Here is a 26,067-nt window from a genome sequence, read left to right as displayed (position 1 = left end):
AGAGGCGCTTGACCTTCTGGCAGAATGACGGAATCAGGACGATTCGAAACCTTAACCCGCGCCGGCGTCGATGGAAATGCAATGACGCGAGGTGCTGATCACTGGACAGGCTGTCAGCCTGCCACAGATATCAGGGTTAATCTGGACTTAATGCATATCGCCCAAAAGTGAAAACCGGTTTTGGGGGCACGATATGAACAAACAAAAGAGTTGATTCGGTTACCGGCCCGGTTAAGCGCCACCAGCGCATGTAGTTTGACCGGTGCGGCAGCTACGCGGCTTCGATGCTCGGCCGCTAGGAGAAGATAAAGACTATGGCGACAAAGGAAAAGGAAGAGGTCGAGACCGAACGTGAAGGCGCCACCGATGGGCCTCTGCTCGACCTTTCCGATGATGCTGTCAAGAAGATGATCAAGGCCGCAAAGAAGCGCGGCTATGTGACTCTCGACGAGCTGAACGCGGTGCTGCCGTCGGAAGAGACCGATCCGGACCGCATCGAAGACATCAATGCGATGCTGTCCGACATGGGCATCAACGTGGTCGAGGACGACGATCAGAGCGAGGAGCCCGAGGCCGCCGACAGCAATGCCGACGCCGAGGAAGACGCCAACGAGCTGGCCGAGCAGACCGGCACCGCCGTCGCCGCCACGACCACCAAGAAAGAGCCGACCGACCGCACCGATGACCCGGTGCGCATGTATCTGCGCGAGATGGGCTCGGTCGAGCTCCTGTCGCGCGAGGGCGAAATCGCGATCGCCAAGCGCATCGAGGCCGGCCGCGAGACGATGATTGCGGGCCTCTGCGAAAGCCCGCTGACCTTCCAGGCCATCATCATCTGGCGTGACGAGCTCAACGAATCCAAGATCCTGCTGCGCGAGATCATCGACCTCGAAGCCACCTATGCCGGCCCCGAAGCCAAGCAGGCGCCGGTGGTCGAGCGCATCGAGGAGGCGCCCAAGGCCGAGGACAAGCCGAGGCGTGGACGCGACGAGGAAGACGACATCACCAATGTCGGCGCCGACACGCGCGGCCTGGTCGATGACGACGAGGAAGACGAGGACGAGGCGAGCCTGTCGCTGGCGGCGATGGAAGCGGAACTGCGCCCGCAGGTGATGGAGACGCTCGACGTCATCGCCGACACCTACAAGAAGCTGCGCAAGCTGCAGGACCAGCAGGTCGAGAACCGTCTGGCCGCGACCGGCACGCTGTCGCCAAGCCAGGACCGCCGCCTGAAGGAGCTGAAGGACCAGCTGATCAAGGCGGTGAAGTCGCTGTCGCTCAACACGGCGCGCATCGAGGCGCTGGTCGAGCAGCTCTACGACATCAACAAGCGGCTGGTGCAGAACGAAGGCAAGCTGCTGCGCCTGGCCGAAAGCTATGGCGTGCGCCGCGAGGAGTTCCTCAAGGAATATCAGGGCTCCGAGCTCGACCCGAACTGGACGCGCTCGATCGGCAACCTGACCTCGCGCGGTTGGAAGGAATTCACCAAGAACGAGAAAGACGCGATCAAGGATCTGCGTTCGGAAATCCAGAACCTCGCAACCGAGACGGCGATCTCAATCCTGGAATTCCGCAAGATCGTCAACCAGGTGCAGAAGGGCGAGCGCGAAGCCGCGATCGCCAAGAAGGAAATGGTCGAGGCCAATCTGCGCCTCGTCATCTCCATCGCCAAGAAATATACCAATCGCGGCCTGCAGTTCCTCGACCTGATCCAGGAAGGCAATATCGGCTTGATGAAGGCGGTCGACAAATTCGAATACCGCCGCGGCTACAAGTTCTCGACCTACGCGACATGGTGGATCCGGCAGGCGATCACGCGTTCGATCGCCGACCAGGCGCGCACCATCCGCATCCCGGTGCACATGATCGAAACGATCAACAAGATCGTGCGCACGTCGCGCCAGATGCTGCATGAAATCGGCCGCGAGCCGACGCCGGAGGAACTGGCAGAAAAGCTCGCAATGCCGCTCGAAAAAGTGCGCAAGGTGTTGAAGATCGCCAAGGAGCCGATCTCGCTCGAAACCCCTGTGGGTGACGAAGAGGATTCGCATCTGGGCGATTTCATCGAGGACAAGATGGCGATCCTGCCGATCGATGCGGCGATCCAAGCCAATCTGCGCGAGACCACCACGCGGGTGCTCGCCTCGCTGACGCCGCGCGAGGAGCGGGTGCTGCGCATGCGCTTCGGCATCGGCATGAACACCGACCACACGCTGGAAGAAGTCGGCCAGCAGTTCTCGGTGACGCGCGAGCGTATCCGCCAGATCGAAGCCAAGGCGCTGCGCAAGCTCAAGCACCCGAGCCGGAGCCGCAAGCTGAGGAGCTTCCTCGACAGCTGATACCGGCAACAGACCAGCATTCGAAAAGGGCGCCGATGGCGCCCTTTTTGTTGCCGGGTGAAGGCTCTTGTCGCCCATCTCCGTCGGGAGGATACTTGCCTGGTCGGATGCATGTTCTGGGCGAAAAACCGGATGTCCGCCCCGGCTGATGTCCTCAGCCGTGCTCCGTGGCGCCGGAGGGAGGTGTGTGATGACAACCTACATCCTGCTGATGAACTGGACGGAACAGGGCGCCAGAAATATCCGAGAGTCGCCGAAGCGGCTCGATGCCGCCAAGAAGCAACTGGCCGACATGGGCGGCTCGTTCAAGGCGTTTTACCTGACTATGGGCGAATATGACATGGTGGCGATTATCGAGGCGCCCGACGATGCTGTGCTTGCTCGTTTCGCCCTGATGCTGGCAACGGGTGGCAGCGTCAAGACGCGAACGCTCAAGGCTTTCCCGGAATTTGCCTATCGCGAGATCGTCACCTCGCTTGGATAGCGCTGGGCGTGGGTCCGTGCGGCTCGGCGTCATATTGCGGGGCCGTGCCGTCAGGGCGATAGTCGCGCCATGTCCAAGCCTGCGCTGACCGTCTGGTACAACACACGCTGCCCCGTCTGCGATGGCGGCATCACCAGGCAGAAACGGTGGCTGATCGAGGCGATCAAGGCCGGGCGGATCGAATTCCGCGACATCAACCTCGAACCGGCGGCGCTCTCTGGCTACGGCGCCTCGCTGGAGGACATACGCCGCCGGCTGCATGCCACCGATGCCGAAGGCAGGCTGCTGGTCGGCGCCGATGTCGCGGTTGCCGTCTGGCGGGCGACGCCGGGCGAGGGCTGGCTGGCGACGCTCTTCGGCAATCCGGTCGCGCTGCCGCTGACACGCTTGGCCTATGATCGTTTCGCCGATCTTCTCTATGCCTGGAACCGGCGCAAGGGTCGCTGGTAGCGAGGCAAGGCCCGAAGATATCTGCGGGCCTTGCCGTCCTGGGCGTTACCGGGACGCCGGCTCGCAAAGCCAGCCGACAATGCGGCGCACCGCCGGCAGCACCATGAGCAACGTTGGGAACGCTACCAGCCAGGACAGGCCCCAGGCAGTGAGCCAGACAGCCGGCAAATCAGGTTGCAGTCCAAGGCTTTTCAGCGTCGATATGAACGAGAAGATGAAGGTCATCAGCAGCGACAGCACCAGCGGGCTGACGATCGCGGCATAGCGCGCCGGCAGCTTGCCGCGCTTACGGGTCGTGGTCATTTTTGGATTTTCCTGAAACATCCGGTCCGTCGCATTTGGCATCCATTGCGCCGGGTTTCCGGCGGAACTGCCCGGAAAGACCGGGGTGGATGCGTTGCTTGACGTCAGACGCTTACGGAGAGGTTTTGGCCCTCACGCGCTTTCTAGCTGCCGGCGGCGGCGAAATCAACCTTCTGGCGCCGCCTTTAGATACATCGTAAGATATATCTTGACTCGTCGGCGGGGTAAGCCTAATTAAGATGTATCGTAAGATATAACTCAAGGAGCAATTCGTGCACAGACATCATTCCTTTGGCGAGCGCGCCGAGCGCGCATTCCTGCACATGGCAGGCAAATTTGGTGGAAGAGGGGGCGGCGGCTTTGGTCCGTTCGGCCACGGCGGACGTGGCGGTGGACGCGGCGGCCCGGGCGACATGTTTCGCGCCGGGCGCATGCTGGCCGACGGCGATCTCAAGCTGATCACGCTGTCATTGCTGGCCGAGGCGCCGCGCCACGGCTACGACATCATCAAGGCGCTGGAGGAGCGCACCAGCGGCATCTACAGCCCGAGCCCGGGCGTCGTCTATCCGACGCTGACCTTCCTGGAAGAGGCCGGCTATGCGGCTTCAGCCGCTGACGGCAACAAGAAGGTGTTTTCGATCACCGAGGCGGGCCAGGCGCATCTCGCCGAGAACCGCGAGATGATCGACGGCGTGCTGGAGCATCTCGAGCGCTTCGGCCGCAAGATGGCGAAAGCGCGGGACTGGTTCGGCTGGAACGACGACGGCGAGGAAGGCGGACGGCGTGGTGGACGGGGTCGCTCGGAAGCCCGCGAGGAGTTCCGCGCCGTGCGCCACCGGCTGCGTGCCGCGCTCGGCGATCTCGTCGACGCGCCGGCTGAAAAGCAGGCCGAGGCGATTGCAGTCCTGGAAGCCGCCGCTGAAGCCCTGGAAGCGCTATCGCGCGGTTGACACCTGGCGAGAACGCTTGCCCGTTCGACTGAGGAACGGTACTGAAAATCATCCTGCACCGCGAGACGTGGTGCAGGATGATTGCCGTTGGAGGAAGCCCCATGTCTTTTCTGAAGCGTTTTTTCGGTGGTGGCGGTGAGGGGGGCGAGCCCAAGAGCGCAGCACCGGCAAAGCAGGTTGAGCACAAGGGATTTTTGATCAGCGCCACGCCATACAAGGCGGAGGGCCAGTACCAAACTTGCGGCGTGGTTTCGAAGGAGGTCGACGGCGTGATGAAGGAACACAAATTCATCCGCGCCGATCGCTTTGCCGGACTGGACGACGCCGTCGACATCTCGATCAAGAAGGGCATGCAACTGGTCGACGAGCAAGGCGAGAGGATGTTCGGGTAGGGCCTGCGGTGGCCAACATTTGCACCTGTTGTTTATCTTTTCCCCCGATTTCCGCTCGATAATTTTTCGGCCTATGGCTCCGGCATCCCACTCATCTTGTTGAAACATTCGTCAAACGACAGATTACGACAGAGGTCGCGAAGAACGCCTGCGGGCACTTGTTGTGTGGCATCGGGCCGTGAGAATGTTTTCGCGCGCTCATTTGAGCCAGAAAGCGCGGCAGCAAGTTTAACAAGCACAAAGATGATCATAACCCATACCCACCCGGAAATAGGTGATTGACGCGCCGAACCGGTGGCTTGGCTCGATGGTGCGATCGTTTCGGGCTCAGGGTCCTGTTGCGGCGCGGACGCCATACGATATTGGGGTGCCGTCTCAGGATCGATTAGCGCGTGCAACCAGTCAAGCTGTTGACGCTCCCAATAGTTTGATCCGCGATTGCGTGTCCAGCCAAAGCGTTCGTCAAGCAAGTCAAGCAAGCGCTGCATCATCCAGGGCTTGGCCGACGGACGCTGCCGCTCGCCGAAGCCTGATTGTTCGCAAACATAGGTCCGTATGCGGGTTTCAAACTCTTGAATGTCATCAATCGTCTGTAGGAGCTCGCCATCCAGAATTGCCAGCCAGCTGTCTATTCTCTGCCATTTTCTTGGTTCGGTGATAAGCGACTCGACAGCTTTCATGGCGCGAAGGGCAGGCGCTTCGATGGCAATTGAAGCCGTGCGAGCTGGAGCCGCTTCTTTCGGTGCATCTGGTTCGATATTTTCGATAAGGAGCGTCTCGATATCATCTTCCATGGCCCGCAAAGCGCGTGCTTCGAGGATAGCGGGAAGCGGACTCTCGTTGGACAGTGGCACGTTCTTCAACGCGGGCGTGTCGGTGTCTTCGGCAATTTGTGTCTCGTCAGGGGAAGTAATTTTCTTGAAATACTCCCGCCGGTTGACCTGATCGCGCGCCTGCTCGAATGCGTGACGCAATGCAATGAAGCTGTCGCGATCCTCATCGACGTTGATTAGTTTGAGCTTTGTAGCGTAGGCGCGCTTGATCTCGCGTTCGGTGACGTCTTCCCGGTCGGATATTCCGAGCATGGAAAACGCATCAATAAACATCGTACTTCTCTAACGCTTCGAGTTTTCCCGTGATTTGGGATCGCACTGCGGCGATTTCCTTGGGATGTTGCCGGGCAAGGATTGCCTCGAATTCCCCAAGCCATGCCGACAACATCTTGCGTTGCGGCCCCAAGGCATTTTCAAAAGCTTTCGTGATGCGCGCGACGAGCGCCGCGTTAACCGCTTCTTCGCGTGGATGGATTTTGATCCGTTCAAGTTCTGCCAGGCGTTGCAGAATGTCTTTTTGCGAAAGAGCGCCCGGATTGCCTTCTATGACAAGTCGATGAGCCTTGCCATTGGTGACGACCGTTGCGATGACTTCAAGCACTCCGGACGTATCGTAGGTAAAGCGAACATCGACCGCTTCATTTGCGTTGCGGTTGACGGGAACAGGAACGCTCAATGTACCTATCTTCACATTGTCGCGTACCAGCGGCGCCTCGCCCTGAAAGACATTGAGTTCCACTTTCTGCTGACCAGGAACTACAGTATTGAAACGCTCAACCCGGCTCGCTGGAATAACCGTGTTGCGCTCGATGATTGGAGCAAAATATCCGGGCAGGGTTTGGCTATTCGGTCCGACTTGATGATTTGTCTCGATACCCAAGGTGAAGGGTGAAACATCCGTCATGACGATGTCGTCGAGCGCCTGATGCCGGGAAGCAAGCCCGGCCTGTACCGCCGCGCCCAAGGCCACGACATGATCAGGGTCGAGATCATGTTCCGGAAAACGCTTGAAAAGCTTGGTTATTGTAGACTTGATGATTGGCATTCTCGTTGCACCGCCAACGAGAATGATCCGGTCGATCTGGTCGTTGCTTAGGTTTGCGTCGCGCATCGCGCGCTGTAAAGGGGCCTTCATCCGGTTGACTAACTGCGTCGTTGCCTCCTCAAAACGATCTGCAGAGACGGAAAGATGCTTCTGTTCGCTGTCCAGGACATATCGGATATCGGCGTCTTTGCTGGTTGAAAGCCTGTGCTTTGCTTCGTCAGCCAGCGCACGCAGCCGTGACAGATCTCCCTTTCCCAAATCTTCACGGCCAAGATCCTTGCCCAACAACGCCACAAGGATATCCGTGAAGTCTTCTCCGCCCAGAAATGCGTCCCCGGCCGACGCTCGCACCTCCATGACGCCAGAAAACATCTCCAGAATTGAAACGTCGAATGTGCCGCCGCCAAGATCCACGACAAGAAAGGTGCTTTCATCGTCCGTGCGATGCAGGCCATAAGCCAAGGCAGCCGCGGTCGGTTCATTGATCAGCCGGCTTACCTTAAGACCCGCGAGTTGTGCGGCAGCGATCGTTGCCTTGCGTTGCACATCGTTGAAGTAGGCCGGCACGGAAATAACCGCATCGTCAATAGGGTGCTGGAAATGCGCCTCGGCGTCCGCTTTCAAGGAGCGCAGAATGAACGCGGACAACTCTTCCGGTCGAAATGCCTTGCGGCCGAGACGAACCATGTGATCCGTGCCCATATAACGCTTGAATCGTGCCGTGCTTATATCGGGATTGGACACGAGCCTGTCCTTGGCTGCCTGGCCGACCAGCAAGTCACCATTGTCGCTAAGCCCCACGGCAGAAGGCGTCAGAAAAGCGCCGATAGCATTGGGGATCAATATGGGGCCTTCTTCGGTAAAATGAGCTACCAACGAATTGGTCGTGCCAAGGTCAATGCCGAGAATTGGGAACTCAGACAAACAAGTCTCCCTGAGCGGTTTCGAGGTGGCTTGTCATTAACACGTATGTGACTTGCGCATACTGTACTTGGCATAAAACTCAAAATGGAACTTATCTGAATGATAAAACCCGTGTGAAGAAAATTCACCCGACAACGCGTACACGGTTACGTGGCGATCTCGCGGCGCGTTTCACTACATGCGCTACTCCGTTCCGGTCGACATTCGTGCAACAACAAAAGAGGCAGGCGCCGGATGAACTGACCCCATAAAGTTAGACGGTTCATTGAGTTGGTAGGTTTAAGGGCTGGTTCCTGTATTGCACAGGGGCCAACCCTTTCAGTTTCAGTTTGATGCGGCGGTGGTTGTAATAGTCGATGTAGTCCGTGATGGCGTCCTCCAGGCTTTGAACGGTGTCGAAGGTTCCGGGATGGAAGAGCTCGGATTTGAGGATGGCAAAGAAGCTCTCTATTGGAGCGTTGTCGAGGCAATTGCCTTTGCGTGACATGCTCTGTTGGAGGCCTCTGGCTTCCAGCCTGCGTTGGAATGCCGACTTCTGATACTGCCGTCCCTGATCGGAATGCAGGATCGGCCTTTCGTTCTCACCAAGCCGGGCGAGGGCTCTGGTCAGCATATTGTCCACCATTTTGAAGCGTGGCCGCCGCGCCGTCTCGAACGCGACGATCTCGCCATTGTAGAGATCCATGACCGGGGACAGATAGAGCTTGTCGCCGGCCAGGCTGAACTCCGTCACGTCGGTCACCCATTTGCGGTTGGCGCGGTCGGCGCCGAACTTGCGCTGCAACAGATCGGGAGCGGTCCGCCCAGCCTCGCCCCTGAGGAGCGATACTTCTTCGGCCTGACCAGCGACTTCAATCCCATCCCGGCCATCAGGCTCTGGACGGTCTTGTGGTTGACGCGCCGGCCCAACCGGTGCAGTTGCGCAGTCACCCGGCGATAGCCGTAGCGACCCTTGTGGCTGTCGAAGATGGCCTTGATCGCCGCCTTCAGCGCCGTATGGCGGTCCGAGCGCTTCGCTGCTTTCTGTCTGTAATAGAACGTGCTGCGCGCAAGCTTCGCCAGCTCGAGCAGCCCCTCAAGCGAATGCAACGGCCTTAACGCCTGGACGGCTTGCGCTTTTTGGGCGCGTGTCCCTGCGTTAAGGCCTCCAGTTTTTTTAGGTAGTCGTTCTCCATCCGCAGATGCTTCAGCTCAGCCAGCAGTTCTTCGCGGCTTTTGGCCTCGTCACTGGCTGCAACAGGCACTGCGGGGGACGGCGGCTTTGACATGGGTCGTCCTCTGGGACGTGGGCCGAGCGCCTCTATCCCGCCTGCATGATAGCGCTTCTCCCAGCCCGTCAGGCAACTGGCATTGCGGATATTGAACAATGCAGCCGTCTGCCGATACGACAGACCTTCCTCCCACATTCGCTCAAGCACCGACAGCCTGAACGCCGTGTCATAACGATCGTACTTACCAGATAGCCCGGCATCGCCATGCGCCTGGTACAACGCAACCCACTTGCGAACAGTGGCCGCATCAACGCCATGCATCGACGCCGCACTCGCGTAGCTCTCATCCCCGCCTAAATAGCTATCGACAACCGAGCGCTTGCAACTCTCGCCGTGTCTGGACATGCAAAACCCCCGAAGGTTGTGTCCAACTTTCGGGGGTCAGTTCACGGAGCGCCTGCCTTTTTTAATGCAGGTGGGAAGGGCCTGCGCTTACGCCGCTGCAGCAACCTGCTGCCTCGCAGCCACCACGGCATCGACCTTGGCCGTCGCATTGGCAAGTGCGGCGGTGACGGCATCAGGGCCCATGCCGACGCCTTCGATGCGGATGACGTCGACGTCGGTCATGCCGAGGAAGCCGAGCACGCCGCGCAGATAGGGGATGGCGTGATCGAACTGCACGGCCGCACCTTCGGAATAGATGCCGCCCGAGGCGAGTACGATGTAGACCTTCTTGCCGGTGACGAGGCCCTTGGGACCACCCTCGCCATAAGAGAAGCTCTTGCCGGAGCGGGAGATGTGATCGACCCAGGACTTCAGGGTTGAGGAGATGTTGAAGTTGATGAAGCCGGTGGCCAGGATCACGGTGTCGGCTGCGAACAGTTCGTCAAGCACGATGTCGGAGACGCCGACGACTTCGGCCTGGCGCGGCGTGCGGGCTTCAACGGGGGTGTAGATGCCGGTCGCATAATCGGTGTCGATATGCGGCAGCGGGTTGGCCACGAGGTCGCGTACGACGAGCGTATTCGACGGGTCGGCGGCGACGAGCTTTTCAGCGAATTCGGTAGCGATACGGGTCGAGTGCGAGGCAGCGCCGCGCGGGCTCGAGGTTACAAGCAGGATAGACATAGCGGTTCTCTCCAGTGGGAATTGATTTCTCCCTCCTGATATGGGCCTACCGACCCATTCGAAAAACTGGTATATTTTCTATACGATCCATCCATAAAGTAGGTATGCCGTGCAGCCCAATCCGACGCTCGACCAATTGCAGATCCTGGTTGCGGTCGCCGACACCGGCAGCTTCTCAGCCGCCGGCCGCAAGCTTAACCGCGCGCAGTCCGTCATCAGCTACGGCATCGCCAATCTTGAAGCGCAGCTTGGCCTGAAACTGTTCGAGCGCGAGGGCACGCGCGAGCCGCAGCTGACCGAAATCGGCCGGGCGATGCTGGAGGACGCCCGGCGCATGGTCGGCGTGCTGCAGCGCATCCGTTCGCGTGCCGACGGTCACCATCAGGGGCTGGAGGCTGAAGTTGCGCTATCGGTTGACGCGGCGCTGCCCTCGCCGGTGCTGGTGCGGGTGCTGAAGGCGTTCGAGGCGCAGTTCCCGACCGTGATGATGCGACTGCATATCGGCACGCTCGGTCTGATCCCCGACCATGTCGTCAGCGGACAGTCGGATCTTGGCATCGGTGGCTTGCTGGGCGAGGTCGACGTGCATCTCGTGCGCATCGGCTTCATGTCGATCGTGCTGGCTGCCGCCCCCACCCATCCTCTGGCACTGCTGCCGAAACCGGTGGCGCTCGAGGATGCGCGCGAGCACACCCAGCTGGTTGTCACCGACCAGTCGGAACGCACCAAGGGACGCGACTTCGGCGTCTTTGCCTATCGTACATGGCGGCTGACAGACGTGCGTATCAAGCATACGTTGATGCGCGAGGGGCTGGGCTGGGGCGGGTTGCCGCGCTGGCTGATCGCGGACGATTTGGCCAGCGGCAGGCTGGTGGAACTCGACCTTGAACCATTTAGCGAGGTGCGCTCATCGCTCTACGCCATGCACCGCGCCGACCGCAGCCCGAAACCGGCGGCGGCCTGGCTGATCGACCAGTTCAAACGCCAGCTCGGCTGCTTCAACGAGTTCGAACCGGACGACCTGCCTGAGGGAGAGCCGGAGATAGCCCATCGATCAGAGCCATGAGCACGGCGCGATAGTCTTCGGCCGAGGCGCCGGCCTCGACGGCAAGTGCTGCGCGGTCGAAGGCGGCGGCGAGCAAAGCGGTCAGCGCATCGGCAGGCAGTCTGGTCATCGACTGTTCGCGCATCGCCGCAACCAGGCCTTCGCGCAGCGACCGGTTGCCGTGGCGATTGTCGATCGCATCCATGGCGGCGCGGCCAAGCACGGCCGGTCCGTCGAGCAGCAAAAGCCGCGTGCGGCCGGGCGCGCGCATGGCGGCGAGATAGGCGTCCGAGCCGGCAATCAGCGCATTGAAGGCAAACAAAGAAGGCGGCGAGGCGCGCTCGATCTCTTGCGCCACCGCCGCCGCCTCCTGCTCGACCACAGCGGCAAACAGCGCCTGCTTGTCGGCAAAGTGGTGATAGAGCGCCCCGCGGGTGACGCCGGCGGCCGCAACGATCTCCGGCGTGCCGGTCTCGGCATAGGACTTTTCGATGAACAGTTTGCGCGCCGCGGCGATCAGGTCGGCGCGCGTCGCTTCGGTGCGGTCGCGGTTGGAGCGGCGCGGGGTTTCTCGTTGCATACATGCAGCCTGTATGTTATTTCGAATGGCATGCAAACTGTATGTTGGCTGACGGGAGAAAGAAAGATGAAGACGACGAGCTATTATCCGGTGCTGATGACGGGCGACGTAGCCGGCACGAAAGCCTTCTATATCAATCACTTCCGCTTCAAGCCGCTGTTTGCGAGCGACTGGTATGTGCACCTGCAGTCTGCCGAGGATCGCCGCGTCAATCTCGGCATCGTCCAAGGCGACCACGAGACGATCCCCGAGGAGGGGCGCGGCCGCACATCGGGGCTGCTGATCAATTTCGAGGTGAGGGATTCTGACGCTGTCTATGAACGGATCGTTGCGGCCGGCCTGCCGATCCTGTGCCCGCTGCGCGACGAACCCTTCGGCCAGCGCCACTTCATCACCAGGGATCCCAATGGCGTGCTGATCGACGTCATCAAGCCGATCCCGCTCAGCCCGGAATTTCAGGCGCAATTCGCGGCGGGCGCGGCGGGCGCCTGAACAATGGCAGCAAATGTCGGCAGCGGCTCCGGCCGTTGTGGCCGGACCCGCACCATGCGGTCTATGTTGGTGATGTTGAAGCTGGGCCTGCCGCATGCGTGACATCTGCCTTGTTCGTGCGCCATCCAATCTCGGCCTTCGGCCCTTGGAGCCGGGCCATGTGCCCGGCACCTGGCGTGCGCCGCAGGCGCTGAGCCAAGCTGGTTTGATCGAGTCGCTGGCGCCGGGGCGGGTGGTCGATCTCGACAGACCCGCCTACAGTACCGAACGCAACCGGGCACTAGGCTGCGTAATGGTCCGGCGATCCGCCGCTTCAACCTCGATCTTGCCGAGATCGTCACCGGTGCGCTTGGGCAAGGCGAGTTCCCGCTGATCATCGGCGGCGACTGCTCGATCCTGCTTGGCGCACTGGTCGCCGCGCGGCGCTCGGGCGCGGTCGCCCTGGTCCATGTCGATGGCCACAGCGATTTCCGCCATCCCGGCAACTACGATGTCAATGCCTCACTCGGCTCGGCTGCCGGCATGGATCTGGCACTTGCCACCGGACGCGGCGAGGCTTTGCTGGCGCAATGGCCAGGTGTTGTCGGTCCGCTCGTCGCCGACGAGGCGGTGGTTCAGATCGGCGAACGCGAGAGCCGCGATGCCGATCTTGCCTGGCCCGACATCAATGCGACCGCCGTCACGCGCATCGACGTCTTTGCCGCGCAGGAACTCGGCGCGGCTGGAGTGTTGCAAAAGACAAGAGCGACGCTGGCGCGCGCCGGCTGTCCCTACTGGCTGCATCTCGATGTCGATGTGCTTGACCAGACGGTGATGCCGGCGGTGGATTCGCCCGGCAGCCCCGGCATCGACCCCGATGAACTCGTTGCCATTCTGTCGGCGCTGGCAGCGGACCAGCGCTGCACCGGCTTGGACATGACGATCTACGATCCCGACCTCGACCCGACCGGTGACCTTGCGCGACTGCTGGTGTCGCTGCTTGGGCGGGTGCTCAAGCCTCGATAAAGGCTCAGCTCGCCCTTGCTACCGGCGTCACCGTCACCTGGCTGACGCCGGTGCGGCGCACCACTGTGCACAGCGTCTCGCGGCCGATGCGTTCGGCGTCGAGCATGCGCACGAGGTCGTCGACGCCGGTGACCGGGCGACCGTCTATCGCCGCGATGATGTCGCCTTCCCTGAGGCCGGCCTTCGCCGCGGGTCCGTCTTTCTCGACGCTGCGCAGCCGCACCGCAGTACTGGTGGTCACCTGCGACAGGAGCGCTGCGCGGCGCGGCAAACTGGTGGTGTCGGCCGAGATGCCGATGAAGGCGCGCCGCACGCGGCCGAAGCGGATGATCTCCGAAATGACGAAGTTGGCGGTGTTGGAAGCGACCGCGAAGGCGATGCCTTGCGCGCCGTGGATCATGGCGGTGTTGACGCCGATGACCTCGCCTGCCGACGATACCAGCGGTCCGCCGGAATTGCCGGGATTGAGCGCGGCATCGGTCTGGATGACATCGTCGATCAGCCGCCCGGTCGAGGCGCGCATCGAACGGCCAAGTGCGGAGACCACGCCTGACGTTACGGTCCATTCGAAGCCGAGCGGATTGCCGATGGCAATGGCGATCTGGCCGCGCCGCAGCCGCTTGGAATCGCCGAGCGGCGCGACTTCGGTGAAGCTGCCATCGGCGCGCACCAGCGCGATGTCGGTGTCAGGGTCGCGGCCTAGCACGCTGCCTTCGCTGGAGGCGCCGTCGGGCATAGAGACGCGCACCGTTTTGGCATCGCCAACGACATGGAAATTGGTAACGACCAGCCCGTCCGGCGCGATGACGAAGCCGGAGCCATGGCCACCTTGGCCACCGACGCGCTCGATGCGGCAGACGGCCGGGCCGATGCGGTCGACGGCGTCGGCGACTGTCGTCGAATAGGCGTCGAGCAGTGTGTCGTCGGTTTCGAATTTGTGGGCGGCGAGGGCCATTGGCGGGGCTCCGTGTTTTCAGGCGCGATGATGACTATATGTGCGGAGCGGCTCGAACTGCCGCGACCTGACCAGATGGCCAGTCACACCAGTAACTAGCCGTCAGACGAGTACCTCCGGGCGCACTGCCGAGCGATATCTGGGGCATGAGAAAACCCAGGAGATCATCATGAGTGACTTCAACCTTAATGCATTTTCCGACGCCATCGCCGATCTCGCCGCCAAGGCTGCGCCCGCAACGGCAAGTTTCACCACCCATCACCATCGCACCGCCAGCGCCTTCCACTGGCGTGACGGCTATTTCGTCACCGCCGAGGAAGCTGTCGAGGCCGGTGAGGAGATCGAATTGACATTGGCTTCGGGCGAAGCGGTGAAGGCCGAACTGGTCGGTCGCGATCCGTCGACCGGCGTAGCGCTTCTGAAGCCGGCCGGCGCGGCCGCGGCGTCTGCGCTCGCCAAGGCGGATGGGGTGCGGCCGGGCAACGTCGCCATCGCTGTCGGCAGCAGTCCGGGCTCGGCGCTGGCTGTCTCGGGCTCGGTCGGCGAGGTCGGCCCCGCCTGGCGCTCGATGCGCGGCGGCACCATCGATCGGCGCATCAATCTCGCCGTCAATGCCGGCGGCCGTTTCGAGGGCGGGCCGGTGCTTGACGCCAAGGGCGCGCTGATCGGCATGCTGCTGTTTGGGCCACGTGGTCGTGCGCTGGTCATGCCTTATGAGACGATCGAGCGGGCCGTGGCGACGCTGCGTGAAAAGGGCCATGTCGCGCGCGGCTATCTCGGCGCCGGCCTGCAGCCGATCCGTGACGGCGCGGCGCGCGGCGCCATGGTCATGAGCCTCGACGACAATGGTCCGGCCAAAGCCGCCGGCCTTGCGCTGGGCGACATCATCGTGGCGTGGAATGGCGAGGCAGTGCACGGCCCGCGCGAACTGATCCGAAAGCTTGGGCCGGATAGCGCGGGCGCTGCGGTGACGCTCGGCGTGGTGCGCGGCGGCGAGCAGCGCGACGTCGCGCTGACCGTCGGTGAAAAACCGCTGAGCTGAGAGGGCCGATGGAAAGCGACACGCTGACAAGGCCGGAGGCGGGTGGGCCGGAGGCGGGTGGGCCGGAGGTGGGTCGGCCGGAGGTGGCGGGCGGCGGACGCCAGCTCGTGGTGCTGATCGCGCTGCACGATGCCGCGCGTGCCGAGCGCCTGTCAGCTTCGCTTGCCATGGCGGACGATCTGCTTCCGGTCGTAGCCGGCAGCGGGATTGCCGACGTCGCTGTCTTCGATGACGCTGTTGCGAACAGTGCGGCCTGGCTCGATCGAGCCGATGGTGGCAACAGCGCAATCCCACGGGTGCTGCTATCCGCGAGCGCTGGCCGGCCGGAAAACCGGGTGCTTGCCGTGCTGCCTTTGGCGTCGGATGCGAATCTGATCGCGGCTGCCGTCAGACTGGCGGCGGCCGGCTACCGGGTGTCCAGGGATGGGCGTTCGACGCCCGCTCGCCACGACGATTTCGATGGCGCCGCCAACGGCGGAAGCCATAGCGGGCTGTTCGGCGAGGAGCCGTTGGACGATGGCGCTACCGCCCGTCCGGCGCTGTCGCCGCGCGAGGCCGAAGTGCTGGCGCTGCTGGCCGAAGGCGCGCCCAACAAGGTGATCGCGCGGCGGCTGAACATCTCCGTGCACACGGCAAAGTTCCACGTCGCCGCGATCCTGATCAAGCTGGGTGCTGCGAACCGCACGGATGCCATCGCGATCGCGATGCGGCAGGGCCTGGTGCTGGTCTAACCCCCTTATCCGTTTGAGCCTACGTTGCGTAACCCGTTGCAGGCTGCCGAGGCCTTGCGCAGTGCATTGCCGCCGCGCAATGGTTCGCGTCAGTGATGTAGCAAGGGAGGTGCCAAGACATGTCGCTCAAGGGAAAGACGCTGTTCATCTCCGGCGGGTCGCGCGGCATCGGGCTGGCGATAGCGTTGCGGGCGGCGCGCGACGGCGCCAATGTGACGATCGCGGCCAAGACCGCCGAGCCGCATCCGAAGCTGCCGGGCACGATCTACTCGGCAGCTGAGGAGATCGAGCAGGCCGGCGGCAAGGCGCTGCCTGTTTTGTGCGACATCCGCGAGGAGGCGCAGGTGGCCGAGGCGGTTGCCAAGACCGTCGAAAAGTTCGGCGGCATCGATATCTGCGTCAACAATGCCAGCGCCATCCAGCTCACCGGCACGCTGGAGACCGACATGAAGCGCTACGATCTGATGCACCAGATCAACACGCGCGGCACTTTCCTGGTGTCGAAAATGTGCGTTCCCCACCTGAAGTTGGCTGAGAATCCTCATATTCTGAATCTGGCACCGCCGCTCGATATGAAGGCCAAATGGTTCAAGAACCACGTCGCCTACACCATGGCCAAGTTCGGCATGTCGATGTGCACGCTGGGGATGAGCGCCGAGTTTGCCAAGGACGGCATCGCGGTAAATTCGCTGTGGCCGATCTCGACCATCGACACGGCTGCGGTGCGCAATCTGCTCGGCGGCGCGACGGTGGCGGCGATGAGCCGCTTACCCGACATCATGGCCGATGCCGCACACGCCATCTTCCTGCGGCCATCGCGCGAGACATCGGGCAATTTCTACATCGATGAAGAGGTGCTGCGCGCCGAGGGCGTGACCGATTTCGCGGTCTATGCGCCGGGCGCGACCGGGCCGCTGGCCGGCGACTTTTTCGTGCCGGACGCGGTATTTGCCAATTCGCCGACGAACGTCAAAAGCGTCTATTGACGGAAATCACGGGCCGCCGGCGCTGCCCCTCATCCACCTGCCGGCGTTGGTCGTTCGAAAAACCAAGCAGTTGCCTTTCGCCCGCTGTGCGGACCAGCCTCACCTCCCCATGAACGGGAGAAAGGGGCTCATCACGCCTCGCCCTTCTTGCCTTTGCTCAGTCCCATCAGCCGGTCGATATAGGCCAGCATCAGCGCCGAGACGACGAAGGCGAGATGGATGATGGTCAGCCACATCAGCTGGTCGATCGTATAGGAAGACGAATTCAGGAACACCTGCAGCAGGTGGATCGAGGAAATAGCGACGATGGTCGAGGCGACCTTGACCTTCAGCGAGCCGACATCGATGGTACCCAGCCAGTGTACGCCGCCATCCTGGTCGTCGAAACGGCTGACGAAATTCTCGTAGCCGGAGATGATCACCATCACCACCAGCGAGGCGACAAGTGCGGCGTCGATAAGGCCGAGCATCTTCAGGATGGTGTCGGTGTCGTCGAGTGTGAAGGCGACCATGACGAACTCGTAGAGTTTTTTGCCGAAGGACAGCGCATAGACGGCGAGCGCCAGGGCCAGCCCGATATAGAAAACCACCAGCAGCCAGCGTGAGGCGAGGATGATCGATTCGATGGCTAGTTCGAGACGTTTCATGCAGCGGTTCCGGTCAGCTTTGATGTCGACTGGGGTATTTCGATCAGCTTGCCGCGGTTTGCAAGGCAAATTGCGACGCAAAAAAACCCCGCCGGGAGGGCCGGCGGGGTTCAATGCATCCCGCTGGAGTCGGGACGGGGCAGGGAACGCCCAGCCTTGAATCTGGGGAGGGCGGCCGCTCTATTCAATGAGCCGGTTCTAATACCAGTACAATTCTTGTTGAACCGGGATTGCTGTCCGCAGCTCGACCCATCCCGGTCTGCCGGGATGGGTCCTTGTTGTCGATCTGATTCCAGAAAGCTGCTCAAGCCATTGGAAAGCAGATCAATTGTTACTCGCCACCGGTGCCACCAGCGAGGTGATGCGACGGATGCCGACGCGGCGGTTCTCGCGGTTGGGCGCCGTGGTGTTGACCTTGAGGTATTCCTCGCCATAGCCCTGAGTGGTCAGGTTTTCCGGCGGGATGCCGAAGGCATTGGTCAGCGCTTCGGCGACAGACTCAGCGCGCCGGTCGGACAGAGCAAGGTTTGCCTCCGGCGTGCCAACCGCATCGGTGTGGCCTTCGATCAGGAAGGTTTCGGCCGGGTTCTTCTTCAACAGTTTCTCCATGGCCGTGGCGACGCCTTCCAGTTTCTGCACTTCGGTGTCGGATATCGAGGCCGAGCCGAACTCGAAGTTCAATGTGTCGAGGTCGACGCGACGGGCAATGTCGCGCACGCGCGCCGAACGCTTCACTTCGTCGATGGAATAGAGGCGCTGGACCTTCTCCACCGGCGGTTGTTCGAGGAACTCGTAATAATCGTCCGGGCTTTCGACATCTTCCGAATCGAGGATGTACTCGCGGCGCGGGATGGTGAGCCGCATCGGCGGCAGGTCGTCACCGGGATCGCGCCAGTCATTGTCGTCGTCATAGCTGCGCTCGTCGACATAGCTCAGCACATATTCGTGCCCATCCGGCGTGATGCGCGATCGCCTGATGACGTCGCCATTGCGGTTGCGGATGGTGACGATCTGGATGCCATTGTCGCGCTCGACGATTTCCCGAGAGCGATCGCCCGACAGTTCCTCATAGTAAACATTCCTGGCGCCGCGGTGCATGCGCGGAGCGTCATTGCTTTCCACGATCGTCTGGTTGTTGAACTGCAGGATGACGCGGTCGCCGAGTTCCTTGACGACGTCGACGCCTTTCGGACGCCGGCGGTCGCGGACGTTCTCATCGGGTGCACGCTCGACGCGTTTGCCTTTTTCCTCCGTCACCGGGGCGATCTTTTCTGGCTGAATTGCCTGCTGAGCTGACTTGTCGTCGGTGGGCGGCGGTCCCTGGTCGACCGGAGCCGGCTTCGGGGCTTGCGCCTCGGTGCCGCCCTGCGCGGGCTGCTCGCCCGTCTGGCCGCCAGCATTCTGGCCGTTCCCATTTTGGCCGTTCCCATTTTGGCTGTTGCCGCCCTGGTCCTTGCGGTGCTTGCGCCTGGCATCCTTCTGGCTGTCCAGGATGGGTGCTTCGTCGGGGTTGGCCGTGGCTTCGCCTTGCGCCGGCGTCTCACCTTGCGCGGGCTGCTCGGCATTGGCCGGTTGCTCCGCAGGCTGTGGTTCACCGGTCGCAGGCTGCTGTTCGCCCGTCACCGGCTGTTCGCCGACAGTTTTTTTGCCGTGCTTTTTCGCCTGATCCTTCGGCTGTTCACCTTCGGCGGGAGCCGCTTGCTGATCGGCCGGGGGCTGAATCGGCTCGGCCTGCGGCGCGGGCTCTCCGGCAGGCGCAACTTTGACGTCTGGCGCTTTGTCGGCAGGCGCGGCCTCAATCTGCTGATCCTGCTTGCGCTTTTTCTTGCCCGACTTGTTGTCGTTTGCCGGCGCCACCTGTTCGGTGGGCGCTGCTTGCTCGGCAGGCTGCTGGGCCGGCTGTTCAGCGGGCGCCGCTTCGATCTGCTGTTGGTCGCGCTTCTTCTTGCGTGGCTTTAGCGGCTGTTCTTCATTTGCCGGAGCTACCTGTTCGGCCGGTTGTTCAGCCGGTGCTGCCTCGATCTGCTGCTGGTCACGCTTCTTCTTGCGTGGCTTGAGCGGCTGCTCATCGGTCGCCGGCGCTGCCTGGGCGCCGCCCTCGTCCGCAGGCGCCGCCTCGATCTGCTGCTGTTGATTGCGCTTCTTTTTGCGCGGCTGCTGTTCCTCGGCGGCAGGTGCGGCCTGTTCGGCCGGGGCCTGCTCGGTCTGCTGCTGATCCCGCTTCTTCCTGCGCGGCTGTTGTTCCTCGGCGGCAGGGGCGGGTTGCTCTGCAGCCGGTGCAGGCTGCTCGGCGGCCGGCGCTGCCTGTTCGGCCTGCTGGCGTTTCTTTTTGCGCGGCAGTTCCTGGTCGGTCTGCTGACCATCTGCAGCAGGGTCGTCCTGGACCAGGATCAGTGGCGCGGCCGTGTGCTGCAAGGGGCCGAAAACGGCGTTGCCCTGCAACGGGGATGCGCCCAACGGCGCGGATGCCATAAGCAGGCCAAGTGCCGTACCTGCCAGTACCCGTGGTTGGCGTTTCATCTTAAATTCTCCTTGTGGGGTCCCATCCCTGCCCAAACTGTCCTTGACCGGATTGGTTCCGGTTTGCAGGCATTACCCGCACCCAAGGACGATTGACCGGCGTTTTGAAGGCAACTTCATGTTTTTCCTATGGTGCGGCCGGAACTTGAAGTCACACAACAGCTTGACCTTGCCGCATGCGGAGGCCACATCTCGACCCATAATGGAAACGCCGTTCTGGAAGACCAAGACGCTGGAAGCGATGACGCCCACCGAGTGGGAATCGCTGTGCGACGGCTGCGGAAAATGCTGCCTGTCTAAACTCGAGGACGAGGATACCGGCGAGATCTACTGGACATCAGTCGGCTGCCGGCTGTTCGATGGGCAAAGCTGCCGCTGTTCGGACTATGCCAAGCGGCTGGCGCGCGTGCCGGACTGTGTCGGGCTGACGCCGCAGAATGTGCGCACCATCACGTGGCTGCCGAAAACCTGTGCCTACCGGCTGGTTGCCGAGGGGCACGACCTCTATTGGTGGCACAGGCTGGTGTCGGGAAGTGCCGAGACTGTTCATGATGCCGGCATCTCCATGCGCGGCCGCGTCCGCGCCAGTGAGACCGATCTGGCCGAGCCGGACGACTATTTCGACTATATGCTCGATGACGAGCCCTGAGCATTCTGGAACGGACGCTGCCATAGGGCGTTCTGCGCCATTGGACGTTTTTGACGGTCAGGATCGTTTGCAGCGGTGGAAGGGGCGGTTGCTTTCAACCTGTCGGGCAGATTAACCGAAAATGAACGGCCGGTTCGCGAAGAGTTCAGATTGCAAGGAGCATTCTCCCCCCATCGGTTCGACCAAGACGGGCGCAAGCCCTCAACAAGGAGAGAAGACAATGTTCAACTCATTCAAGACGGCAGCCCTTTCGGGTCTCGTAGCTCTCGGCACCCTTGCCGCAGTGCCCGCCCAGGCGGACTCGATCTATCTCGGCTTCGGCAACAACCATGACCGCCGCGTCGGCGTCTACACCGGCGACGATGAGGACGGCTTTCGCCGTGACCGCAATTGGCGCCGCTGCTCGCCGGACCACGCCCTCGACAAGGCCGAGCGCATGGGCCTGCACCGCGTCCGCATCGTCGATGTCAATCGCCGCGTGGTGAAGGTCGCCGGCCGCCAGTATGGCGATCGCGTAGTGGTCGTGTTCGCCAATGAGCGCGGCTGCCCGGTTATCTATCGCTAAGAGAACCAGACTGATCTTCTGCGAAGATCAGTCTGGGATACGACCTTCTGCGAAGGTCGATCCGGAGGCATGCTCCTCTGCGAGGATCAGCCTGGAGTAGCGGCATGACCCTTCTAGGGTCAGCCAGGAGCCCCTTTCCCTCCGCGGAAAGGTGCGGCTCGAAAAAACCCCGGAGGCCAGTCCTCCGGGGTTTTTCACGTCGGAAATCTGCGGTTCCGGCCGACGGGTTCAGCAGAACCGCGCCCGGCCCGGTGGCCTGCTACTTAAGCTCGAATGTCACTGTTACCTGCACGGCGTAGGCATTCTCGCCGGCCTGCACGGGAACCGCGGCGCCTGCCGCATCGAAGGCCTTGGCATTGATCGGCATCGGCGCCGGCGCAACGTTCTGGTCGGTGATTTCCAGCACCCGGCCAATGCTGACGCCGGCGGCTTCAGCCAGCGTCTTGGCCTTGGCCATGGCATCGGCGACCGCCTTCCTGCGGGCTTCGGTGACGGCAGCTTTCGGATCCTCGTTGGAGAACGAAATGCCGCCGCCCTGGTTGACGCCGAGCGACACAGCCTTGTCGAGAATCTCACCTGTTTTGTCGATGTCGCGGATGCGCACCGAGAGTGTGTTGGTCACCTGGTAGGCGACAAGCTCGGCTTCCTGGCTGCCGTCCGGTTTGTTGGTGTAGTTGTAACGCGGGTTAATCTGGATGCCGGCGGTCTGCAGGTCGCGGTCCTTGATCCCTGCCGACTTCATTGCCGCGATCACGGCGGCCATGGCGTCGTTGTTGGCGTCGAGTGCCGCGCGTGCGGTCTTGGCCTCGCGCATGACGCTGAGCGTCAGCAGCGCCAGGTCAGGCGCCACGGTCGACTGGCCTTCACCCGACACGATGATGCGGGGCGGGGGCAGCGAATCGGCAGCGCTTGCCATCGCCGGAAAAGCGATCGCGGCGGCAAGTGCGAGCGGCAAAATATGTCTGGTCATGAAAATCTCCTCGGTGTGCGATCCAGTCGCGCCTGTCGACTAGGGCGCGAATATGGGCTGATTTGGGCGATCTCGGCCAGCCCGTCCGGAAAGCCTTGTGCCGCGCAAGGAAAAACACTAATCCAGCGCGCGTGGGGCCTGTAGCTCAATGGTTAGAGCCGGCGGCTCATAACCGCTTGGTTGGGGGTTCGAGTCCCTCCGGGCCCACCATAACCATTGATTTCATTATTAAAGATATGCCTCGGCCCAAAACGTTTTGGGCCCATTATGGGCCCGAAGAAAAGGGCACCCGATATGGGACCCTGCTCATGGTCGGTTGATTTCACTTACTTGACGACGCGCAGGGCCGCTCGCTGCTTCATCGCATCGCGTTTGGCCTCGCGCTCGTTGATGGCGCGGGCTATGTCGACGGCCATTCGCTTCTTGTTAGCCTGCCGGACATATTCGTCCGTCACCGTCATGGAAGAATGCCCCATCGCCTCCATGATGGCACGCGATTGGATGTTGCATTCGGCGAGATACGTGCCGAAGGTGCGGCGTAGCCCGTGGAGAGTGTAGCCCTCCGGAATGCCGGCCTGCTTGTTCCAATGTGCCATCATGCCGGTGAGGCTCTTTTCCGCGAATGGACGCCCATAGGCATTCTTCAGTACCGTTCCGCCTTTCGAACGGTCGAGCGGCGCCAAGGCTTGCGCCAGCTTGTCGAGGATGGGGATAAACATCTCGCGACCGCCGTGACGGTTGCGGTTCTTCTTCTGCCGGAAATCGAAGGCTTCGATCACCCCTAGGGAGCCATCGAACAGTTCGATCTCCTCGAAAACCAAATCGTCCCATTGCAACGAGGCGATATCGCCTCGTCGCTTGCCGAGCCAAAAGGCGAGCGTGTAACAGGTGCGCGGCGGGGAGCCGATCGGATGGCGCGCCTCGAACTTTTCACGAATGGGGACCGGCCACGCGGGATTGGTGGTGGATTTAGGAATGCGGACGCGGATCGACAGTGAGGGATTGTTCTGCGGTTTGCTCCATTTCTCAACTTCGATCCCCACCCACAGGAGCTTCTTGATTGCGACCAGCAGGTGCTTGGCAACCGTCCGGTTGGCGGCAAAGGCGCTTTCGACAATCGCACGCAGATGGTCGGCGTCGAGATGTTCCTACTGGCGTATCGCGCCAAGTCAGCGGGTAGGCAGGTTCGACCTGCTCCGAAGGAAGCGTTCAATCAGCCTGGCATTCTTCCGCTGCGTTGCTTCGTCCAGCCATTCCATAGTCCCTTCAAGTCGCCGCGCTGCATGACCGAACGTCTTTGGCAACGCCCGACCGGGTAGGTCGATAATAATTGCCTTTAGGCCCTGGCTCTGGGTCGCCCTTTGTAGGCAGCCTCGAATTCCGGATCACCGGGCTGGCCGGGGAGGCGGATTTCAGGCATTCCCTTTGCACGATAGCGATAGACTGTCTTTCCATTTTTGAGGCGCGACGAAACGCCGGGGAAAGTGTCATCCTTGAATGGCCGGGCGATTAGGCCTCCTTCCAGTCCTCTACCGCCGCTTTTTCACATGCGGAGAGACCTCTATCATCGCTTCAAGCGAAAGGTTTTTGCTTTCGAGGGCAACGCGTAGGAGTTTCGGGTACGGGAAACCTCGACCTTGCTCGATGCCCTCGTATGTGCGTTTCGGTATTCCCAACACCTTCGCTGCACTCTCAGCAGTGAAACCTCCCTTCGAACGCCAGGCTTTCACATCTCGCGCAAGCTTGTCATTCTCGTTCACGTCATCATTCCACTCGGAGGATAATGGTACTACGCCCACAGCGTATACGCAATGCGCGTAGCTTCCTATCTTGTTGCCGCCTTCTGCTTACTCCGATCTAACAGTTCTTGGAGGCCGTTATCTTTGTCTGGCAGGGAGGAGAAAGCGATATCGAGGGTGACACGATCCCAAATCGTGCGACTGTTGATGAGCTTAGGCCTCGGCATGCGGCTATCGGCAACCATGGTTGTGTGCGTCAAGTTCTGCAAAATGGGGCAGCCATGATGCTGGTCGTGCGGCTTGGCGCAGAGCGAGCTTCTTGTGCTCGCGCAGGTCGTCCATGTTGATGTATCGGTTGGCCTCCATCCAGTTTTCATTGGTCTCGACGGCCAAGGCCCTGACCAGGCGCAGGCAGCTTTCGGTATTGGGGAAGATGTGCACGACATAGGTGCGCTGGCGGATTTCCTCGTTGAGCCGCTCCAGCATGTTGGTGGATTTGAGATGCTTGTGGTGCTGTCTCGGCAGCCTGAAGAAGGTCAGGGTTTGTTCGATGGCATCCTCGGCCCAGCCTGTCAGGCGCGGATAGCGTGCCGACCATTTGGCAAGCCATGCGGCAAGATCAGCCCTGGCCTCTGCGAGATCGCGCCGGTCGTAGAGCCAGCGCAATTCCTGCAGGCAGTCGTCGCCGTGCTTCCTCGGCAGATGATCGAGCGCGTTCCTGAGGAAGTGCACGTAGCAGCGTTGCCAGGCGGCTTCGGGGATCACCTCGCCGATCGCTGCCACCAGGCCGGCGTGATCGTCGGACACAACCAACTCGACGCCCTTGAGGCCGCGCGCCTTGAGGCCGACGAGGAAGTCCCTCCAGGCCGAGCGGCTCTCGCGATTGGCCATCTCCACGGCCAGGATCTGACGCCTTCCGTCCCAGTCGATACCGACCGCGATCAGCACCGCCTGGCTCATGACAACACCGGCTTCACGCACCTTCTCGTAGCGCGCATCGAGGATGAGGTAAGGAAACGGCTCTTGAAGGGGGCGCCTGGCAAAGGCAGCGAGGCTCTCGTCCAGCCGCTTGTTGATGGCCGAGATCGACGAGGCCGAGAAGGCATGGCCGCACAGTTCTTCCGTGATCGCCTTCACCTTGCGGGTCGACACGCCCTGCACATACATCTCCGCCAGTGTCGCCACCAAGGCCCGCTCGGAACGCTGGTAGCGCTCGAACAGCTCGGTGGAGAAGTGACCCGCCCGGTCCTGTGGAACCCGCAGCTCGAGCTTGCCGACCCGCGTCACAAGGGTACGGCCGTAATAGCCCGAGCGATAGCCAAGCCGTTCGGGCGTGCGCTCGCTCTTCGAGGCACCCAGCGCCTCGTCCATCTCGGCCTCAAGCACCTCCTGCATCACCGCACGGAGCACTTCGTGCAATCCATCCGGGTTCGAAAGCAAAATGTCTTTGACGGCAGCGCTGGCGGTCTTAACTTCAGTCTTGGTCATGGTGGCGTTCCTTCGCGGGAATCAGGTGACGTGAACAATCACCAGCCTGCCATGACCGCCCCCTCTCAGCGAATTTGCAGAACTCTCAGCACACTACCTTGTTTGAGCTTGGGCTTCATCAGAATGAAGGGCGACATGGTTCATCCGAATGTAGAAATTTGCGTTGGGGGGAGGTGAGAATGAGGCTACCAGGAAATGTGTTGGCTGGGAGAACGCCCAGGTGCAGTGCGGTCCGCGAAAGCGATCAATGAGGTTGAATGCACAGAACGTGCCGCCAAGACAGCCAGGTTGAAATCGCTACGCTTGGCTCAGATCTTGCCAGAGGCCGACCCGCACTTTTCGTTCAACGAGGAACTCGACTGCTCGGTACTTGTCGCCGTGCTGGCTCGGGAACCGCATAATGATCCAAAGCGGCCCGAATCCCATTCTTTCCGGCGGCTGCCCCTGCGACGAGGCCTTTGATCTCCTCAAGCAGCGCCGTTAGGCTTTGTCAACAATCGGCTTTTTTCGCCGTGGCGACCCCACATGGCTCTCAACAACGCGCACGTGCTCGGCGTCGACAGTCACCAGTGGCCGCAGGCTGACGGTTACCTT

25 protein-coding genes, 1 tRNA gene and 2 pseudogenes are annotated in these 26,067 nt (G+C 61.6%); 14 read left to right on the top strand and 14 right to left on the bottom strand.

What is annotated here, in order from left to right; all coding sequences use genetic code 11:
• The first annotated feature begins 314 nt into the window (after window positions 1-314).
• The 3 genes from rpoD to AC3CCE_RS03850 all read left to right on the top strand — a co-directional run bounded on the left by rpoD (window position 315) and on the right by AC3CCE_RS03850 (window position 3,273).
• Window positions 315-2,339: an RNA polymerase sigma factor RpoD gene (gene rpoD, locus AC3CCE_RS03860; protein WP_023672446.1), complete on the top strand. Its 2,025-nt coding sequence runs from the start codon at window positions 315-317 to the stop codon at window positions 2,337-2,339.
• 190 nt (window positions 2,340-2,529) lie between these two features.
• Window positions 2,530-2,823, top strand: a complete 294-nt coding sequence (locus tag AC3CCE_RS03855; RefSeq protein ID WP_023672447.1) for a GYD domain-containing protein — start codon at window positions 2,530-2,532, stop codon at window positions 2,821-2,823.
• Between the two features lie 69 nt (window positions 2,824-2,892).
• Window positions 2,893-3,273, top strand: a complete 381-nt coding sequence (locus AC3CCE_RS03850; RefSeq protein ID WP_352626137.1) for a thiol-disulfide oxidoreductase DCC family protein — start codon at window positions 2,893-2,895, stop codon at window positions 3,271-3,273.
• A 45-nt stretch (window positions 3,274-3,318) separates the two neighbouring features.
• Here the strand turns inward: AC3CCE_RS03850 and AC3CCE_RS03845 are convergent, their stop codons facing one another.
• Window positions 3,319-3,576, bottom strand: a complete 258-nt coding sequence (locus tag AC3CCE_RS03845) for a DUF2798 domain-containing protein (protein ID WP_352626138.1) — start codon at window positions 3,574-3,576, stop codon at window positions 3,319-3,321.
• Between the two features lie 272 nt (window positions 3,577-3,848).
• Between AC3CCE_RS03845 and AC3CCE_RS03840 the strand changes: the two genes are divergently transcribed.
• Window positions 3,849-4,526, top strand: a complete 678-nt coding sequence (locus AC3CCE_RS03840) for a PadR family transcriptional regulator (RefSeq protein WP_488377102.1) — start codon at window positions 3,849-3,851, stop codon at window positions 4,524-4,526.
• A gap of 101 nt (window positions 4,527-4,627) precedes the next feature.
• On the top strand, window positions 4,628-4,918 hold the full coding sequence (locus tag AC3CCE_RS03835; protein ID WP_352626139.1) for an HlyU family transcriptional regulator: 291 nt from the start codon (window positions 4,628-4,630) through the stop codon (window positions 4,916-4,918).
• Window positions 4,919-4,989: 71 nt separating this feature from the next.
• Here AC3CCE_RS03835 and AC3CCE_RS03830 read toward each other — a convergent pair whose 3' ends face one another.
• The 4 genes and pseudogenes from AC3CCE_RS03830 to AC3CCE_RS03815 all read right to left on the bottom strand — a co-directional run bounded on the left by AC3CCE_RS03830 (window position 4,990) and on the right by AC3CCE_RS03815 (window position 10,059).
• A complete protein-coding gene (locus tag AC3CCE_RS03830) occupies window positions 4,990-6,024 on the bottom strand; it encodes a hypothetical protein (RefSeq protein WP_352626140.1) in 1,035 nt (344 codons plus the stop codon).
• Window positions 6,014-7,720, bottom strand: coding sequence for an Hsp70 family protein (locus tag AC3CCE_RS03825; RefSeq protein WP_352626141.1), 1,707 nt, complete (start codon window positions 7,718-7,720; stop codon window positions 6,014-6,016). Before AC3CCE_RS03825 ends, AC3CCE_RS03830 begins: the two co-directional genes overlap by 11 nt.
• Before the next feature lie 262 nt (window positions 7,721-7,982).
• Window positions 7,983-9,336 (bottom strand): annotated as a pseudogene (locus AC3CCE_RS03820) (IS3 family transposase).
• 87 nt (window positions 9,337-9,423) lie between these two features.
• Window positions 9,424-10,059 (bottom strand): FMN-dependent NADH-azoreductase, encoded by a 636-nt coding sequence (locus AC3CCE_RS03815; protein ID WP_352626142.1) that lies wholly within the window; start codon window positions 10,057-10,059, stop codon window positions 9,424-9,426.
• Window positions 10,060-10,168: 109 nt separating this feature from the next.
• On the opposite strand from AC3CCE_RS03815, the gene AC3CCE_RS03810 reads away from it, so the two are divergent.
• A complete protein-coding gene (locus AC3CCE_RS03810; RefSeq protein ID WP_023731623.1) occupies window positions 10,169-11,125 on the top strand; it encodes a LysR family transcriptional regulator in 957 nt (318 codons plus the stop codon).
• On the opposite strand, the gene AC3CCE_RS03805 is transcribed toward AC3CCE_RS03810, so the two are convergent.
• Window positions 11,058-11,684 (bottom strand): TetR/AcrR family transcriptional regulator, encoded by a 627-nt coding sequence (locus AC3CCE_RS03805; protein WP_023731624.1) that lies wholly within the window; start codon window positions 11,682-11,684, stop codon window positions 11,058-11,060. The genes AC3CCE_RS03810 and AC3CCE_RS03805 overlap by 68 nt on opposite strands.
• Window positions 11,685-11,750: 66 nt before the next feature.
• On the opposite strand from AC3CCE_RS03805, the gene AC3CCE_RS03800 reads away from it, so the two are divergent.
• The gene (locus tag AC3CCE_RS03800; RefSeq protein ID WP_023713894.1) at window positions 11,751-12,176 is read left to right on the top strand and encodes a VOC family protein; all 426 of its coding nucleotides are present in this window, start codon (window positions 11,751-11,753) and stop codon (window positions 12,174-12,176) included.
• Window positions 12,177-12,431: 255 nt separating this feature from the next.
• Here AC3CCE_RS03800 and AC3CCE_RS03795 read toward each other — a convergent pair whose 3' ends face one another.
• Window positions 12,432-12,638 (bottom strand): hypothetical protein, encoded by a 207-nt coding sequence (locus tag AC3CCE_RS03795; protein WP_488377101.1) that lies wholly within the window; start codon window positions 12,636-12,638, stop codon window positions 12,432-12,434.
• On the opposite strand from AC3CCE_RS03795, the gene AC3CCE_RS03790 reads away from it, so the two are divergent.
• Window positions 12,546-13,181, top strand: a complete 636-nt coding sequence (locus tag AC3CCE_RS03790) for an arginase family protein (protein ID WP_488377159.1) — start codon at window positions 12,546-12,548, stop codon at window positions 13,179-13,181. The genes AC3CCE_RS03795 and AC3CCE_RS03790 overlap by 93 nt on opposite strands.
• A 4-nt stretch (window positions 13,182-13,185) precedes the next feature.
• On the opposite strand, the gene AC3CCE_RS03785 is transcribed toward AC3CCE_RS03790, so the two are convergent.
• Window positions 13,186-14,136, bottom strand: coding sequence for a S1C family serine protease (locus AC3CCE_RS03785; protein ID WP_023713892.1), 951 nt, complete (start codon window positions 14,134-14,136; stop codon window positions 13,186-13,188).
• 169 nt (window positions 14,137-14,305) lie between these two features.
• On the opposite strand from AC3CCE_RS03785, the gene AC3CCE_RS03780 reads away from it, so the two are divergent.
• From AC3CCE_RS03780 to AC3CCE_RS03770, 3 genes are all read left to right on the top strand, one after another.
• Complete coding sequence (locus tag AC3CCE_RS03780; RefSeq protein ID WP_352626144.1) at window positions 14,306-15,178, top strand: S1C family serine protease; 873 nt, start codon at window positions 14,306-14,308, stop codon at window positions 15,176-15,178.
• An 8-nt stretch (window positions 15,179-15,186) separates the two neighbouring features.
• On the top strand, window positions 15,187-15,909 hold the full coding sequence (locus tag AC3CCE_RS03775; protein ID WP_155923341.1) for a helix-turn-helix transcriptional regulator: 723 nt from the start codon (window positions 15,187-15,189) through the stop codon (window positions 15,907-15,909).
• A 119-nt stretch (window positions 15,910-16,028) separates the two neighbouring features.
• The gene (locus AC3CCE_RS03770) at window positions 16,029-16,895 is read left to right on the top strand and encodes an SDR family oxidoreductase (protein WP_023733288.1); all 867 of its coding nucleotides are present in this window, start codon (window positions 16,029-16,031) and stop codon (window positions 16,893-16,895) included.
• A gap of 131 nt (window positions 16,896-17,026) precedes the next feature.
• Here AC3CCE_RS03770 and AC3CCE_RS03765 read toward each other — a convergent pair whose 3' ends face one another.
• Both AC3CCE_RS03765 and AC3CCE_RS03760 read right to left on the bottom strand, forming a co-directional pair.
• Window positions 17,027-17,542: a TIGR00645 family protein gene (locus AC3CCE_RS03765; RefSeq protein WP_023733287.1), complete on the bottom strand. Its 516-nt coding sequence runs from the start codon at window positions 17,540-17,542 to the stop codon at window positions 17,027-17,029.
• Window positions 17,543-17,866: 324 nt separating this feature from the next.
• Entirely contained in the window at window positions 17,867-20,062 is a 2,196-nt protein-coding gene (locus AC3CCE_RS03760) for an OmpA family protein (protein ID WP_023713888.1), read from the bottom strand.
• A gap of 202 nt (window positions 20,063-20,264) precedes the next feature.
• Here AC3CCE_RS03760 and AC3CCE_RS03755 point away from each other — a divergent pair, with 202 nt between their 5' ends.
• A complete protein-coding gene (locus AC3CCE_RS03755; protein WP_352626145.1) occupies window positions 20,265-20,711 on the top strand; it encodes a YcgN family cysteine cluster protein in 447 nt (148 codons plus the stop codon).
• 220 nt (window positions 20,712-20,931) lie between these two features.
• Window positions 20,932-21,276, top strand: a complete 345-nt coding sequence (locus AC3CCE_RS03750; RefSeq protein ID WP_352626146.1) for a hypothetical protein — start codon at window positions 20,932-20,934, stop codon at window positions 21,274-21,276.
• A gap of 259 nt (window positions 21,277-21,535) precedes the next feature.
• On the opposite strand, the gene AC3CCE_RS03745 is transcribed toward AC3CCE_RS03750, so the two are convergent.
• Complete coding sequence (locus AC3CCE_RS03745) at window positions 21,536-22,246, bottom strand: SIMPL domain-containing protein (RefSeq protein ID WP_023731628.1); 711 nt, start codon at window positions 22,244-22,246, stop codon at window positions 21,536-21,538.
• 134 nt (window positions 22,247-22,380) lie between these two features.
• On the opposite strand from AC3CCE_RS03745, the gene AC3CCE_RS03740 reads away from it, so the two are divergent.
• Window positions 22,381-22,456 (top strand) — tRNA-Ile (locus AC3CCE_RS03740).
• Between the two features lie 116 nt (window positions 22,457-22,572).
• Here AC3CCE_RS03740 and AC3CCE_RS03735 read toward each other — a convergent pair.
• The 3 genes and pseudogenes from AC3CCE_RS03735 to AC3CCE_RS03725 form a co-directional block, all read right to left on the bottom strand.
• Window positions 22,573-23,289, bottom strand: coding sequence for a tyrosine-type recombinase/integrase (locus AC3CCE_RS03735; RefSeq protein WP_352626147.1), 717 nt, complete (start codon window positions 23,287-23,289; stop codon window positions 22,573-22,575).
• Window positions 23,290-23,775: 486 nt separating this feature from the next.
• On the bottom strand, window positions 23,776-24,006 hold the full coding sequence (locus tag AC3CCE_RS03730; protein WP_084566247.1) for a helix-turn-helix domain-containing protein: 231 nt from the start codon (window positions 24,004-24,006) through the stop codon (window positions 23,776-23,778).
• Between the two features lie 273 nt (window positions 24,007-24,279).
• Window positions 24,280-25,473: pseudogene (locus AC3CCE_RS03725) on the bottom strand (IS256 family transposase); the annotation flags it as partial.
• Between the last annotated feature and the right edge of the window lie 594 nt (window positions 25,474-26,067).

The organism is Mesorhizobium sp. P160187 (assembly GCF_057766425.1).
Note: the sequence above shows the minus strand (reverse complement) of the source record. Positions and strands in the feature narration are given on the sequence as shown.